Source organism: Shewanella sp. SM95 (assembly GCF_025653595.1).
GTDB classification, from domain to species: domain Bacteria; phylum Pseudomonadota; class Gammaproteobacteria; order Enterobacterales; family Shewanellaceae; genus Shewanella; species Shewanella oncorhynchi.
The window spans coordinates 16,710-31,173 of record NZ_JAKKSE010000012.1 but is presented as its reverse complement, the minus strand read 5'-3'; the positions used below and the strand labels follow the sequence as shown (position 1 = coordinate 31,173).

The following is a 14,464-nucleotide window of genomic DNA, read 5'->3' as shown; positions in this document are numbered from 1 at the left end:
TGACACATAGGTTCAGGTTAAATGGAAAGGCTTAATTATGACTGAATTGACATGAAGCTAGTAGGCTAAATCTGTGATCTCAATGGAAGTTTTACCTTAGATTTGGCAGGACTGTAGGCAGGATCGCATCGCTAAGTCGGTGCATATTGATTAAAGCCCAGTTCTGCATCACCACTGGCTAAATTCTTACGCAATATCCCTAAGCGACTGCCAAGCTTCGCACACCTCGCGAAAACGCGCCGCATCGCCATCGGGCCTGTCTGGGTGCCATTTAAGCGCTAAACGACGCCATTGCTTGCGGATATCACGGGCGGTAGCACTCTCGTCTAATTCGAAAACTCGCAGCGCGTTACCTTTGTTCATCAGATTGATATTTAAGCCAATATAGCTCTTATAATTGCTCCAGAATGCCTCAAGTAATTCTCGTACTACGTTTTCGCTGGTGTCGTAGTTATTCCAATCGAGGTAATACTCACGCAGGGAAGTATCTTGCATTATCAGCAGGTTAACGTTTGATGGTACTAAGCGGAAGATTTGAATTTCCATTGCTTTGACTTGTAGCCATTGCTTGGGCAGTAATATTTCCTGCAGTTCAAACAGGGCGTTCATCAGTAGGAAGTTACGTTTGAATAAATCGTTACCCGGATTTTCATCAAGCTGGTGGATCAGCCCTTGGGTTTGTAATTCAGTGGCTAAGTGATGGATTTTCCAACTTTGATTTGAGGCTTGTAAAACCGTAAGCAACGGCCAAATCAGTGGGTTATCGCCCTTAGTGTTTGCAACTCGAATCGATTGAGATTCTTCAGTGAGTGAGGGTTTGGCAAATAACATACTGACTGTCCCATCCTAAATTGTGAGTGTTACCAATGCGCCGATAAAACCGCTGGGCTGCAACAAAGATGACTCGAAAGGCGACGATAAATGATCATTCACTAAGTTGAGCCGCAAACTATGCCACAGAGCCAAAGTGTAGGCAAAGATGAATTTTAGAGCAATACCGTGATGGTTGACTCCTACTTTAGATGGTTTCTCGGCGTAAATAAGCCGTTAACAGCAGTTAAGTTTTAGGGGAAGGTAGTTAAGAGAGGGCTAGCTTTAGACATGATGCCCTTGTTTATATCACATAAAATCAAGGGCATGATTATTTTCACATAGAGTGAAGGACTAGATCTCGGTGAAGATCACTTCTTGATCTAAGCGAGACTTAGGCAATTTAGCGTTGAAATCATTTTCTGAGTGATAACCCAAGGCGACAACCACGCAGGCACCTAGACCTTGCTCTCTTAAGCCTAGGACTTGATTCATTTTAGTGGCATCAAAACCTTCGATCGGACACGCATCAATATCTAATACACTTGCACCGAGCATTAAAGTGCCAAGCGCTAAGTAGACTTGTTTTTCCATCCAATGCTGGGCATCTTTCAGCTCAAATTTATGCATATTAGCGAAGAAAGAACGGCCATTATGTTGGCCTTGCTTGGCTTCTTCATTAGCAAAGCGGCCATCCTTCGCTTCTTGCTCGAGCACTTGCAGTAAGTGTGCTTCATCTAATTGAGCACGAGCACAGAGTACGAGTACATGGGAAGCATCGAGAATTTTTTGGGTATTAAACGCATAGTTTTCGGTCGCTTGGGCAACTAACGCTTTACCTTCCGCCGTACTCGCTAACACAAAATGCCAAGGCTGTGAGTTAGTCGATGATGGGCTGTACTGCAATAAGGTTTTGATTTCTGCTATTTTATCCGCAGGAATCGTCTTAGTTGGATCAAAGGCCTTAGTGGTGTAGCGCTTTTTGGCGAAGAAACTTAAATCACTCATGTAACGGCTCCAAATCATTAAGGAATACAAATTCAATGGCAGTATTTTAAGCAGGTTTAAGTAAAAAACAATGTGATCAAGGCAGGTATTAGTTTCAAAAAAAATTTGAAACTGGGTGCTTATGCGTACTAGACAAAGCTTATGTGTGATGGAGTAGATGGCATGAAGTTTCAGACAATCCCAATTATGCGGATCTTTGATGAAGATAAAGCCAAAGAGTTTTACCTTGGCTTTCTGGGGATGGAATTAGATTGGGAACATCGCTTTGAGGATGGCTACCCGATTTATATACAAGTTTCACTTGGCAATTTTGTTTTGCACTTGAGTGAACATTCAGGCGACTGTACTCCTGGCTGTAAGGTTTTTGTGAATGTGAGTGAACTTGATAAATTATTTGCTCATGTGACTTCTAAGCCATATAAATACAACAAACTTAGTATTGAAGATGCGCCTTGGGGCGATCGTTGCTTTACTGTAACAGATCCGTTTTCAAACAGGATTTTGTTTAATGAAGCAGCAGACACATAACAGAGTGAGGCATTCGAGACCCGCGGCATTTACAAGTTTACGCGCATGGGTACTGCGTTATGCTTTCAGGAGAAAAAATGAGTTCAGTTGAATTGTGGAAATGCTTTGTTGACGAGTTTGCTCAGTTACATGATGGAGTATTTGAAAAATGGGTCTTGCAAGAAGGGAGCTATCCAAACAGGCAGGAAAATTCAGAAATAAATGAGTTCTTAACGTCACTAACTGTCCAGCAAAGAGAGATTCTCGTCAAGATGCTTATTAATGCTAGACGTGGTGGTATTCATGATGCCTTAGTACGACTTAATGACAGAATGGACTGCGAAAATGGTCAGTATTACGAAAACGGCATTGAGATGGAATTTCAGCCCTTTGGTTCCACCCTTTACTATGACTATGTTTGTCGCCGAGAAGGGGATAATTGGGAGCAAGAATAGGTATTATCGGAATATCTTACTTCCAATGAACATCCTGCACAGCTGAATGATTTCAGTTACTTAACAAAGCCATCGCTGGTTGAAGGCAAACCAAAAGTGCATTATGTTGTTGGTTTAAAATGGATGGCTTGATTTATTATTCGCTAACGCGGATCCGCTTATACCCAACGTTATGTGTAGGGGAATCTTAATGATCGAAAGACCCAAAGTAATAAACCTCACAGAAGCCAGAACGATTCGCAAAGTCCATTGCGGAGAGTGTAACTGGGAGCAGGAAATTGCTGCTATCACTGAAGCTGAGATAAAATGTTGCCCTTGGTGCGGCTGGAGCGATCTGGAATTAAGTACTTTAAAAGCAGAAGGTGGCTTCCAAGAAATAGAATGTCAAAAGCACGGTAGAGTTACGGTTCTACTACCTAGCTGTAATATTGATCCACTAGACTTCATGAACAACTTATTTTGTCCATTCTGTGAGTAACACATAACAATGCAAACCAGCCTGATGGCTTTTTCGTTCCTTGTTTTGCTACGCTACCGCAAAACAATCCAATACAAAGCAGCTGTTTGTGGCTATGCGTGAAGAGAGATCGGATATATAAATGGAAAAAGCATTAATAGATATTAGGTATTACGCTAGCGACTCCCTATATGAGAAAGGTAAAAGTCTACCTTCGAGTTGTTCTAGCTTTTTCAAATTTCCTAAGCTGCTTCATTACTGGGGTGCTCGTATAGCCACAATACTTGGTGCAAATGGATTATTTCTCGGAGAATTCGATCACCTATATGTAAACTACACAAATGCTATTCCAGAAGGCACGATGGTTTTTTCTGATAGAACACCAGAAAAGTGGCTTAGGTATATAGATTGCGGTGTAAATTTTGAGAAATTAAAATCATTAAATGAGTCCGAACTTGAACAATTTGTAATTCGCAGTACCTTTGAGTGTCTTGAGCACCTTTGTAAGTTGAGCATAGAAAAAACCGAAAAAATCAAGCTTGCTTCAAACGAAGTGGAAAGATTTGGTTCTGCGGTCGAGCTTCCGGTTAAGGCAAAACATACTAAGTCATATTCGGTTCTGGTTTCATATAAATTGCGCCCAAATGGCGAAGCATCTCATGGGCTTGTAAAATACATTAACCACAAAACAGGTGCTACTTTCACTAAAAGGTTTGTTGATCTTAAAGGGCCATCGGATATATTTCCTCTGGTAGGTACAATTTCAGTAAAAGATGGAAAAGTCCTGATCACGCCGAGGGCATCATTTAAAGCTAGCCTTTACACAAATTCATATCAGATTCCAATGGAGATTGATTTAAGTGAAGCGGCAAGCGCATAACAAGGCGCTGCTAGGGACAAATCTGCGCTGCGCTTCGGTTTGTTCTAGAGTGCGGCGTTAATCCATAGAAAATTTAATCCGAAAATCATAGATTAGAGCAAGAATTCTAACCCATTTATGTCTACTAGCTTTTTACGTATATATAGCAAAACTGGTAGTTAAAATTGGTATTGGGGCACCAGTGACCGTTGGCGACATGGATGTCGCCGTCGAGCCTATAAGGACATATTCACGGCGTGTCGCTAGAGACACAATGACAATAAACTCCCTGAACAGATAAACGGCTATTTAGCTTTGTTCAATACCTATTAATTCAAAGGCATAATGTTTATGGTGTTGTGAAAGATGATTGTATCCTGACTTGTCTAATTTAGTCTTTGTCATCAACGTTGAATGTTGGGATCCTAATTTGAATTCTTCGCTCACTGCACGTACTTATAAAGGTCATGACAGTGAGCGTGAGTGACAGGACTTAAGCCGCTTAAGCTAGCGCAATACTTTGCTTAAAAACGCTTGGGTACGGGCTTCTTTCGGGTGGCTAAATAGTTCATCGGGTGGGCTTGATTCGACTACATAACCGCCGTCCATAAAGATCACTCGATCGGATACATCGCGCGCAAAGCCCATTTCGTGGGTGACAATGACCATGGTCATGCCCTTTAGCGCTAAATCTTTCATCACGTCTAATACATCCCCGACCATTTCGGGATCGAGTGCCGATGTTGGCTCATCGAACAGCATCAAGTCTGGTTCCATCGCTAATGCGCGGGCAATGGCGACCCTTTGCTTTTGGCCGCCCGATAAACTGGCGGGGTAGGCATTGGCTTTGTCACTTAAACCAACCTGTGCCAGTAGGTCGAGGGCTTTGGTCTCGGCTTGAGCTGGCGTCATCAGTTTTAGGCTGATGGGCGCTAAGGTGATGTTTTGGATGACGGTTTTATGGGGGAACAAGTTAAAGTTTTGGAACACCATGCCCACTTTTTGCCGCAGTTTATCTACGCAGGCGTTTGGCGCTGTGATCAATTGACCTTCAATCTCGATATCGCCTTGGCTTGGCTGTTCTAACAGATTAATACAACGCAAAAAGGTACTCTTGCCACTGCCACTTGGGCCGATCACACTCACCACTTCGCCCTGACGAATATGCTCGCTAATGCCCTTGAGCACTTGGTTATCGCCGAAGTTTTTATGCAGGTTGGTTATTTTAATCACTTTGTTTCAACCTCTTTTCAAATTTCGACAGCACAAATGTGAAGCTGTAGGTCAGGAATAGGTAAATAAGGGCGCAGGTAAATAAGGGCACACTATCCTCGAAGGTGCGGCTACGGATGATTTCACCGGCGCGCATAAGGTCAACGCCACCGATAAAGCCAATGACGGCGGTTTCCTTGAGGAGCACGATAAATTCATTACCAAGTGCGGGCAGAATATTCTTAATCGCTTGGGGCAGAATAATCGATTTCATGGTCATTGCTTGGGACAAGCCAAGTGAACGGGCCGCTTCGGTTTGACCTTTATCAACGGCTTGAATCCCTGCGCGGATTATCTCAGAAATATACGCGCCGCTATTGAGACCAAAAGCGATAATGGCGGCAGTGATCTTATCGACATCTAAGGCTGAAAGCACGATGAAGTAAAGGATCACTAATTGCACAACTACTGGGGTGCCACGGATCACACCGACATAAAGATTGGCGGGGAAGCGGATATACCACTTAGACGACATCTTCATAAAGGTGGTGCCAATGCCTAACACTGCGCCTAATAACATGGCGAAGAAAGTGACGATTAATGTCACCTTCAAACCATTTAATATCAGCAGTATGCCTATCATGCCGTCTTCACCAATCGGGCTAAACAGCGAGGTATTAATTGCGTCTATCATGCTGATATCACTTTATATGGGCAGAAACGAGCGTCTGATATTGGCCGTCAGCTTTCATGTTAGCCAGTGTTTTATTGATGCTCGCTAACAGTTCAGGCTGCTCTTTCGACACGGCGAAACCATAAAACTCAGCAGGAAAATCCAGTTTAATCATCTTTAATTCAGGATTTTTAGCCAGATAGTTAGCGGCAGGTTCGCTGTCGAATAACACTAAATCTACCTTTGAATTTTTAAGCTCCATAATGGCTTCGAAACCCGTATTAAAGGCGGTGATATTTTGGGTGTATTTTTTCGACATTATGTCAGCGGTTGTGCCTAACTGCACCGCAAAGTGTTTGCCTTTAATATCTTCAAGCGTATGAATGCTATCGTTATCTTTGTTGACTAGTACGACTTGAGTCGCTTCGTAGTAAGGCTCAGAGAAGTTTACGTTGGCCTGACGTTCAGTGGTTATCGTCATACCTGAGGCGATAAAATCAATCTTGCCTGAGTTGAGTGCGACGATCAGTGAATCGAATTTCATGTTTTCGACTTTCAGTGTCTTGCCCGCATCTTTAGCGATTTGCTTGGCCAGATCGATATCAAAGCCTTTGATTTCATCGCCACTTTGGCCGCCAACATATTCAAAAGGAGGGAAGGCGGCATTGGTGCCAACGACTAACACGTCATCGCTTTTTCCGCATCCAGCTAACAACAAGGTGGCAGTTAAGGTCAGGCCGCCTAATAACATGGACTTTTTCATTTAAGACTCTCTTGTTCGATTTCACTATCAGTGTGGCGACTATAGGCAGATGAGCATTAAGTGTCAATAATTATGCTGTTAATTTGATTAAAAATTCATTTCTATTTTGCGGTTTTCAGTCGCAAGATTGAGGCCAGCTGCTTTCCTGTACAAATTTGTGTGTAAGTTGTTTTTTCTGGGTTGAATTATTGTGCTTTGGTCTATAACTATTGTTACTGTTAGGTTTTTGGCTATCTATACTTCTGTGGTGTTTATTAGTGGCTTCTCAATGAGAGTGTCATAATTTGAACTATCGCCTATTATTCTTTGATTAAATTGGCTAGTTTAGCCGCTCTTTAACGGCAACCTTAGTTGGTGTTATTCCTATTTTATGCAGTTTAATCCTCTGGCTGATTTGATTATCAAGCTAGAAACGATATTTCAGGAGTCAAAAGTGAACTATCTCAACTCAGCATTAGTGTGTTTAGCCCTGTGCTTATCGAGTGCACTGCAGGCCGAAGAGCAAACTCAGTGGCATTACAGCTTAGGCAGCCATGATTTTGTGGTCGAGGATTCTCACACCTTAGGGGTGAATGCGAGTCTATTGTTAGAACATAAAACCCAAAGCGATATTTTGCTGACGGCGGCGCTGGATGCCTATATAGACGCAGATGTCGATAAACTCGACCCTGACCACATCCCTGTGTGGTTTAAGTCTGCCTATGCCGCGAGCGGTGAACTTTATCGTGTTAATCCCGCGTTTTCATTCGGTTGGCAGTTCGATTTACAGGGAAAGCGTAATACCGTTAGCTCGGTTGAGAAACAAGCTAAGGTATTTCCTGGGTTGACGGCTAACTTTGACGGGCAAGCATTACAGGCCCAGTTCAAGGCGGGTACGGGTTATTACTATCTCGAAATCGATGACGATGTGCCTAGAACTCGAGGTTACGATCGTGGCGATTTTGGGAATGGTACGTTTGCTTATACCTTTATGGGAAGTGTAGGGGCAAATGTGACGCCTAAGCTACATATACAGGTTGCCGCACAAACCTGGCAAGACGAAGACCAATGGTTAGAGAATCAATATCGCTTTGAGCTGAGTTACCAAACCGATTTTTGGCGGCCTAATAGCGTGTTAATGCTGAGCGCTGAGCACACGCAATACAATTTAGACCACTATGCCAAAGTCGATGTTAACTCGGCTGAGTATTTGCCTATTCTGCCATGGGATAGCGATACGCTAGTGCGTTTAAGCTTAGTGGTTCCTTGGTAAGAATAGGGTTATTTATGGGTTAAGTGCTTCTCGACTAAGGCGATCATGGCTTGAGCTGCGAAGGATAAGACTTGGTCTTTGCGCCAAAAGAGGGATAACTCCCAGCGCAGCTCGTCACTCGCCAGCGGGATATTTACGACGCCTGGCACGCTGTAGCGCCGCGCGATGGAGCGCGGTAATACCATAACCCCTGTGCCCGCGGCGACTAAGGCAATCCCGAAATCGGCTTGGCTAACGCGGGTGATGTTTTTAGGGACAAATCCGGCGTGTCGGCAGGCATTGAGCACTAATTGATAGAGAGTGTATTCGGTTTCGAACATCACCTGAGGGTCGGCACTAAGATCGCTAAACGATAATATCTGTCGGGTGGATAACGGATTTTCCTTAGGCAGTACCACTACCATAGGATCGTTAAACACGCGTATGCCGTCATAGCCCTCATCAAAATCAATAATCCCAGTGGCTAGTTCAATTTCGCCCTTTTGGATTGCCGCGGTTTGCTCTACACCGCCACGGACGAGTAAGTGCATCTCTATCTGCGGATATTGCTGGCGATATTTGGCAATAATCGGGGCAAAAATTTCGGCACTCCCTAGAGGAGCCAATCCGAGATTGAGTTCGCCCGCGGTTAAACTGCGTTGGGCTGTGAGTTCAGCGAGCATGCGTTGTCGGCCAGCGAGTAACTCTTTGCCATGTCGATAAACAACTTCGCCCGCGGGCGTGAGTTTGACTTGGGTGCCGCGTTTACCGCGTTCGAGTAAGATGAGGTCTAGCTCCTCTTCCAATTGGCGTACGGCCTTTGATAGTGCAGGTTGGGTGAGATGGACTTTTTCGCTGGCTTTACCGAAGCCTCCAGCATCGACGATTTCGATAAAATAGCGGATAACTTTGAGGTCCATTAAGGTTCACCTTTAAATGTATTCTTAAAATTCATGCATTACATTCTTAATATTCATTTTTTTTATCAAATAGGCAAGCCTAGAATAGCCCTATAGAAAACTTTGTTCTAACCGAGAAAATCATGTCATTCCCACAAGCCGCAATACGTCAGTGTCGACATTGGGCTTTGTTATTAAGCCAAATCGGCCTCTTCTGTTTACTGTCCTTCGCATGTCACTGGTTCGCCACTTGGGCACATTCTCCTATTCCAGGGAGTGTGATTGGCTTAGGCATACTCTTATTTTTATTAGGTTTTAAACTCATTCCTGAAAATGCCGTACAACTGGGTGCCGCTTGGTTGATTGGTGAGTTATTGCTGTTTTTCATCCCGCCAGTGATATCCGTTATTAAGTACGAAGGTTTGTTTGAGCAATACGGCACCAATATATTGTTCACTTTAGTGATGGGCAGTGTGTGTGTGATGTTTGGTACAGGCTTTGTGGTCGATAGAGTGTTTCGTTTTGAGCGCCAACTGAACATCAAAAAGCAAGCCCGTCGCCACGCTAAGGCGGCTTAATGATGACTGACTCAAAAGTGGTGGATTTTGTATTGTCGCAGACGGGATTAGCCTTATTCAGCTTATTGCTGACCGTATTCTGTTACTTCGGTGCCAAGCGTCTCTATAAGTACCATAGAGTCTGGTGGTTAGCACCCATAGTGTTAGCGCCAATAGTGATTACCTTATTGGTGTTTAATCTTAAGATCCCGCTGCCAACCTATTTTGAATACACCCATTGGTTAATGGCCATGTTAGCGCCAGCAACTATCGCCTTTGCTTTGCCGATTTATCGTGAGCGTAACTTGATCCGCCAGTATCCGCTGACGATAGGGTTAGGTGTAACGGCCGGATTGTTTCTGGGGATGATGTCTTCTTGGCTGTTGGTGAAGTTTGTGCCCTTGCCGGTGGAATTGTCTAAGAGTTTGCTGGTACGTTCGGTGTCGACTCCCTTTGCGATGGAGGCGACCAGTGCCTTTGGCGGCGTGCCTGAGTTGACGGCCATGATGGTGTTAATTACAGGCGTCATTGGCATCTTGGTGTGTGATCCCTTATTTAAATTTATGCGTATTCGTACTTCGTTAGGTAAAGGTGTTGCTCTAGGCGCATCTGCCCATGGTGCGGGCGCAGCAAAAGCCAATGAAATCGGCAAGCAAGAGGGCGTTATCGCCAGTTTGACTATGATTTTTATTGGTATCGCTATGGTGTTAGGCGCACCCGTTTTTGCATTGATTTTTATCTAGGCTTTGAATGCTATCGTGTGAATTTTATGGTTTGAATTTACACACCTCAATTTCGGCAAATTTGCCTCTTCGAGCGCTAACTCCTTCTCGGTTATGCGCTTTTTTTTTGAGCTTACCTTCATAAAATGTGGCATGCTGTACCAAGTTGAAATACATAGTATTAATGGTGATACCTATGTCTAGTAAGTCAGACAAACAACCAAACACGCAATACAGCGTGAGTTTACGCCCGATTATTGAAAGTGATCTTGAAGCTATTTTTGTGCATCAAAGCGATCCCATTGCTAACCAGCTTGCTCAATTTCCTCCTCGAGATCGAGAGGCGTTTTTTAAACATTGGCATCAAAATATTCTGGGACAAGTGAATGTATTACCAAGGGCGATAGTGGTCGATGGCAAGTTTTTGGGCAATATTGGGCATTGGCAAAGTGATGGACAAGCGCTGATAGGGTATTGGATTGACCGTGAATATTGGGGCAAAGGTATCGCGACACAGACCTTAGCGCAATTTTTGCCTTTAGTCAGTTTAAGACCCCTCTTTGCCCATGTGGCTAAACATAATTTAGCTTCACAGCGAGTGCTGCTCAGACACGGTTTTGTGCTGACAGACCAACTGATACAAGAGAGCGAAGATACTGAAGCCTTACTCGAATTTGTCTTACGCTAGCGGATAAGATGCTATAACGCGACATTTTAGGGCGTATGTTAACGCTTTCATTCGCCTAAAATGACGTATTTAGATGCTTGAAACCACTGTTGTACAGGGACTTTTGTTAAAAGTGCAAAAAGTCGCCCATTATTTTCATTTCAAATTATTCTACTAAAAAAAGCCTCTTCCTAAGATTTTGTCTCTACTGTAATTGAAAAGCCTAGATCTAGATGCTTTATTACTCTGGATTGGTGACAGGTTAAGCTGGTTTTATATAAAAAAATTGAGAAGAAAGTGCTGATCTTACTGATAAAAGTCTAATTGCATTCTATTTCTTTCACTGTAGAACTCCTATACTTAGCCAAAACCTGTGCCATAGCACAATCGATCCCTTATCTATTCAGTGAAATCTATATGAAGATCCGTTTTCTGCTCAGTAGTTTTATTCTTGCGTGCAGCAGTCTCACCGTTGCCACGACAGCGCATTCAGCCGATTCGGCCTCTGTCGCATATAAAAGCACCAAAACTCAATCGACAGCAAAAACGAAGCAAGCACCATTAAAGCAAGAAATTGCAGGACGTAGTGCGATAGTCGTGGACTTAAAAACCAATGAAGTGCTTTATTCCAATAATCCTAATGCAGTAATGTCAATTGCATCTGTCACTAAGTTGATGACAGCTATGGTGGTGCTGGATGCAAAGTTACCTATGGAGCAAAAGCTTGCGGTAAACATCCGTGATACCAAAGAAATGAAAGGTGTTTATTCTCGAGTTCGTATCGGCAGTGAAATCAGCCGTAAAGAAATGTTATTGCTGACCTTAATGTCATCAGAAAACCGTGCAGCTGCAAGTCTTGCACATCATTATCCCGGTGGTCATAAAGCTTTTATTAAGGCGATGAATGCCAAAGCAAAAGCGCTGGGAATGAAAAATACCCGCTATGTTGAACCTACAGGTTTATCCTATAAAAACGTTTCGAGTGCCAGTGATCTGATTGTATTACTCAAGGCTAGTGAAAAGTATCCTATGCTAGGCCAGCTGAGTTCGACCGAGAAGAAGACGGTTACCTTTGCCAACCCAAGATACAGTTTAGATTTTCGTAATACCAATCGTTTGGTTTATAAAGATAACTGGGATATTCATCTAACCAAAACAGGCTTTACGAATGCAGCAGGGCACTGCCTTGTGATGCGTACTGAAATGGCAAAACGCCAAGTGGCATTTGTCGTGCTCGATGCTTACGGCAAATATACTCATATTGCGGATGCTAACCGTTTACGTAACTGGCTAGAGACAGGCAAAGTCACTCCTATTCCTGCTGAAGCTAAGCAATACAAGAAACAACGTAGCCAGCAGCAATTAGCTAAGTTGAGTGAGACCTAGTTTCTCGGTTGCAGCTCTATAAAAGTACAAACATAACAGGCCAGATGAGCAATCAATCTGGCCTTTATGTTTTAACGCTTTGAGTTTCTACTCAATTTTGATAAATTTATGATGGATTTGAGCGTACCATAGTCGTTATTTTATGTTCTCAAGGATGACATTCGTGTGGATGTATTTTTAAAAAAAATTCAACTTATCTATTTTCCCTTCTTATTTCTCAGCCTGTTATTTGTTTCTGGTTACAGTTTTGTCCATTGGCTGTTGTTGGTTAACCTTGAGTTTTTTAGCCTAGATGAAGATATCGTTAATTTGTGGCTGCCGCAGATACTGTCTTGGTTATTGTCGATCATTTATATCCGACCTAGGCTAAAACGACTCAAGTTTGTTAAAGACAATTCGCGCTTTTTCTATTTATTGATCGCGGTGCAATTAATGGCTGTTCCTTGCATTGTTGCGCAGGAATATCTCAAGACTGCCACGGGGAAGTTAACGCAATTAGCATCGATACAAGAATTGTATCTCCATAAAAATACTCAGTATTATCAGTTGCAGCAATCTTATATTGATAAGACGCAAATTGGTTTGCAGCGAAGCCTAGAGGTTACAGGTAAACATAGTAGTCACTTAAATATGGCACTGTATATCGCTATGCCGATTTTTGCAGAGCGTGCAGACAGTTGGCATGCTAAGGCCCTCGCTTGGTATGGTAAAGTTTATCAGCAGGAGATCAGTAATCGACTTGAACCCGATGAGAAAGAAGCGCAATTCAAAGCGTTTTTGGCTAAATCCCTAAATGAGTTCAATGAGTTGGACCCCCAGAGTTTTGTTTACCTTGAACGATTAGCCCCATCCTCTCTTCGTTCAGAGTTGCTCAGCGCCGCACAAAAAAGTCCGCTTTATCAAGCTGAACATCAAACGATTTTTATGCCCAAATTTGAACCATTTGAGGCTCGTAATGGCTATAAGTTAGTGTGGATTTTTATCTGGTTTGTTGTTGGCGCTTTAGTCTGGTTTGTACTCTTACTGCGGGTCAATCTGGATGAGAAAAGCGTAAAGCCGAGACGCAAATAAATCACGCTCGGCCTTGGATTTAATAAAGTTTAGGCATGTTCAAACATTAAGAACAAGTAAACGATAAACAAGACTATATGAGTCGCGCCGTGCAATGCATTGGTGCGACCGCTGCTAAAGCTTACCTTACAGACCATTAAACTGGTGATTAACAGCACCATGTCGGCGGGTGACAGGCCTAAATGGACTTCTTGATCTATCACGCTGCCAATAATTAATACCGCGGGGACTGTGAGTGCAATCGTCGCGAGCACTGAGCCAAAATACAAATTCATCGCCCGCTGTAATTGATTGTTTAACGCGGCCTTAAAACCTCCCACAGCTTCGGGGGATAAAATCAAGCAGGCCACAATAAAGCCCCCTAATGCCTGTGGAGCCCCTAGGGTTGCTACGCTGTAATTGATGGGCATAGCTAAGGTTTTTGCCAACAAAATGACCACGAGTAAGTAGCCAATTAATAGAATTGTATGGTAGGCATTACTGCGTAGTATGCCGTGGTGTTCCTCATGGTCTTCATGATCGGCATCGACAAAGAAATGGCTGTGGCTCTTCGTCTGTACCACTAAAAAAACGCCATAGAGCAGTATCGAAATAATGATCAGCATCCAAGACATGGCTTTAGACATGCCGCCAATAGTGCCACCTTCGGTAAAATTAGGCAGTACTAAACAGAGTAGGGCGAGGGGGATAATCGCCACGAGATAGGATTTTACGCCATCTAAATTGAAATGCTGGGTATGGTAACGCCAGCCGCCAAGTAATAATGTAAAGCCCACTAAGCCATTGATGATCAACATGACGACGGCGAACATAGTGTCGCGCGCCATGACAGGGTTGGGTTCTCCGGTCAGCATCACGGAGGAGATCATCACCACTTCGAGTGAAATGACCGATAAAGTTAAGATTAAGGTGCCATAGGGATCGCCAAGCTTAATCGCTAGTGCATCTGAGTGGCGTACCACAGAGAAAATAGCCCAAGTCACTACACCCAATAGGGCGAGTGACACGGGAATATAGGTCGAGAGGGCGGTGCCATCGGCGAGTAAGCTATCGCCACCGGTTTTAAAGAATACTAAGGTCAGTATTCCCAGTAGCAGGGCTAACTCGTCTTTCATAAATGTCTTCATAGGCAATTTGTCCTAAACGAAAAAAAAGGCCGTTAGTATAGACACTGGTTATGGCACACT

Annotated in this window: 17 protein-coding genes; 10 read left to right on the top strand and 7 right to left on the bottom strand. The window is 43.4% G+C overall.

Annotated features, from left to right (window positions below; translation table 11 throughout):
- Window positions 1-186 precede the first annotated feature (186 nt).
- Together L5M29_RS13770 and nfsB are read right to left on the bottom strand one after the other, a co-directional pair.
- The gene (locus L5M29_RS13770) at window positions 187-831 is read right to left on the bottom strand and encodes a DNA-J related domain-containing protein (protein WP_131524261.1); all 645 of its coding nucleotides are present in this window, start codon (window positions 829-831) and stop codon (window positions 187-189) included.
- 333 nt (window positions 832-1,164) lie between these two features.
- The gene (gene nfsB, locus L5M29_RS13765; RefSeq protein WP_219233801.1) at window positions 1,165-1,818 is read right to left on the bottom strand and encodes an oxygen-insensitive NAD(P)H nitroreductase; all 654 of its coding nucleotides are present in this window, start codon (window positions 1,816-1,818) and stop codon (window positions 1,165-1,167) included.
- Window positions 1,819-1,980: 162 nt separating this feature from the next.
- On the opposite strand from nfsB, the gene L5M29_RS13760 reads away from it, so the two are divergent.
- The 4 genes from L5M29_RS13760 to L5M29_RS13745 all read left to right on the top strand — a co-directional run bounded on the left by L5M29_RS13760 (window position 1,981) and on the right by L5M29_RS13745 (window position 4,117).
- Entirely contained in the window at window positions 1,981-2,346 is a 366-nt protein-coding gene (locus L5M29_RS13760) for a VOC family protein (RefSeq protein ID WP_263168309.1), read from the top strand.
- 77 nt (window positions 2,347-2,423) lie between these two features.
- On the top strand, window positions 2,424-2,780 hold the full coding sequence (locus tag L5M29_RS13755) for a DUF6547 family protein (protein ID WP_263168307.1): 357 nt from the start codon (window positions 2,424-2,426) through the stop codon (window positions 2,778-2,780).
- 190 nt (window positions 2,781-2,970) lie between these two features.
- A complete protein-coding gene (locus L5M29_RS13750; protein WP_263168305.1) occupies window positions 2,971-3,258 on the top strand; it encodes a hypothetical protein in 288 nt (95 codons plus the stop codon).
- Between the two features lie 121 nt (window positions 3,259-3,379).
- Window positions 3,380-4,117 (top strand): hypothetical protein, encoded by a 738-nt coding sequence (locus L5M29_RS13745; RefSeq protein WP_263168303.1) that lies wholly within the window; start codon window positions 3,380-3,382, stop codon window positions 4,115-4,117.
- Window positions 4,118-4,603: 486 nt separating this feature from the next.
- Here L5M29_RS13745 and L5M29_RS13740 read toward each other — a convergent pair whose 3' ends face one another.
- From L5M29_RS13740 to L5M29_RS13730, 3 genes are read right to left on the bottom strand one after another with little or no spacing between them, the layout of a single operon-like run.
- A complete protein-coding gene (locus L5M29_RS13740; protein ID WP_028761645.1) occupies window positions 4,604-5,329 on the bottom strand; it encodes an amino acid ABC transporter ATP-binding protein in 726 nt (241 codons plus the stop codon).
- Window positions 5,322-6,002 (bottom strand): amino acid ABC transporter permease, encoded by a 681-nt coding sequence (locus L5M29_RS13735; protein ID WP_006085903.1) that lies wholly within the window; start codon window positions 6,000-6,002, stop codon window positions 5,322-5,324. The genes L5M29_RS13740 and L5M29_RS13735 overlap by 8 nt, the downstream gene beginning before the upstream one ends.
- A gap of 7 nt (window positions 6,003-6,009) precedes the next feature.
- Entirely contained in the window at window positions 6,010-6,744 is a 735-nt protein-coding gene (locus L5M29_RS13730; protein WP_263168301.1) for a basic amino acid ABC transporter substrate-binding protein, read from the bottom strand.
- 433 nt (window positions 6,745-7,177) lie between these two features.
- On the opposite strand from L5M29_RS13730, the gene L5M29_RS13725 reads away from it, so the two are divergent.
- Window positions 7,178-7,996, top strand: a complete 819-nt coding sequence (locus L5M29_RS13725) for a hypothetical protein (RefSeq protein ID WP_263168300.1) — start codon at window positions 7,178-7,180, stop codon at window positions 7,994-7,996.
- Window positions 7,997-8,004: 8 nt separating this feature from the next.
- Here L5M29_RS13725 and L5M29_RS13720 read toward each other — a convergent pair whose 3' ends face one another.
- Window positions 8,005-8,895 (bottom strand): LysR family transcriptional regulator, encoded by an 891-nt coding sequence (locus L5M29_RS13720; protein ID WP_028761648.1) that lies wholly within the window; start codon window positions 8,893-8,895, stop codon window positions 8,005-8,007.
- Window positions 8,896-9,017: 122 nt separating this feature from the next.
- Here L5M29_RS13720 and L5M29_RS13715 point away from each other — a divergent pair, with 122 nt between their 5' ends.
- The 5 genes from L5M29_RS13715 (at window position 9,018) to L5M29_RS13695 (ending at window position 13,277) form a co-directional block, all read left to right on the top strand.
- Entirely contained in the window at window positions 9,018-9,452 is a 435-nt protein-coding gene (locus tag L5M29_RS13715; protein ID WP_028761649.1) for a CidA/LrgA family protein, read from the top strand.
- Window positions 9,453-9,454: 2 nt separating this feature from the next.
- A complete protein-coding gene (locus L5M29_RS13710; protein ID WP_219251214.1) occupies window positions 9,455-10,174 on the top strand; it encodes an LrgB family protein in 720 nt (239 codons plus the stop codon).
- Window positions 10,175-10,349: 175 nt separating this feature from the next.
- The gene (locus L5M29_RS13705) at window positions 10,350-10,841 is read left to right on the top strand and encodes a GNAT family N-acetyltransferase (protein WP_263168298.1); all 492 of its coding nucleotides are present in this window, start codon (window positions 10,350-10,352) and stop codon (window positions 10,839-10,841) included.
- 396 nt (window positions 10,842-11,237) lie between these two features.
- A complete protein-coding gene (pbpG, locus tag L5M29_RS13700) occupies window positions 11,238-12,206 on the top strand; it encodes a D-alanyl-D-alanine endopeptidase (protein WP_105251600.1) in 969 nt (322 codons plus the stop codon).
- 165 nt (window positions 12,207-12,371) lie between these two features.
- Entirely contained in the window at window positions 12,372-13,277 is a 906-nt protein-coding gene (locus L5M29_RS13695) for a hypothetical protein (protein WP_263168296.1), read from the top strand.
- 29 nt (window positions 13,278-13,306) lie between these two features.
- On the opposite strand, the gene L5M29_RS13690 is transcribed toward L5M29_RS13695, so the two are convergent.
- Window positions 13,307-14,404 carry a calcium:proton antiporter gene (locus L5M29_RS13690; protein WP_025008445.1) on the bottom strand — a complete coding sequence of 366 codons (1,098 nt, stop codon included), beginning with the start codon at window positions 14,402-14,404 and terminating at the stop codon, window positions 13,307-13,309.
- Between the last annotated feature and the right edge of the window lie 60 nt (window positions 14,405-14,464).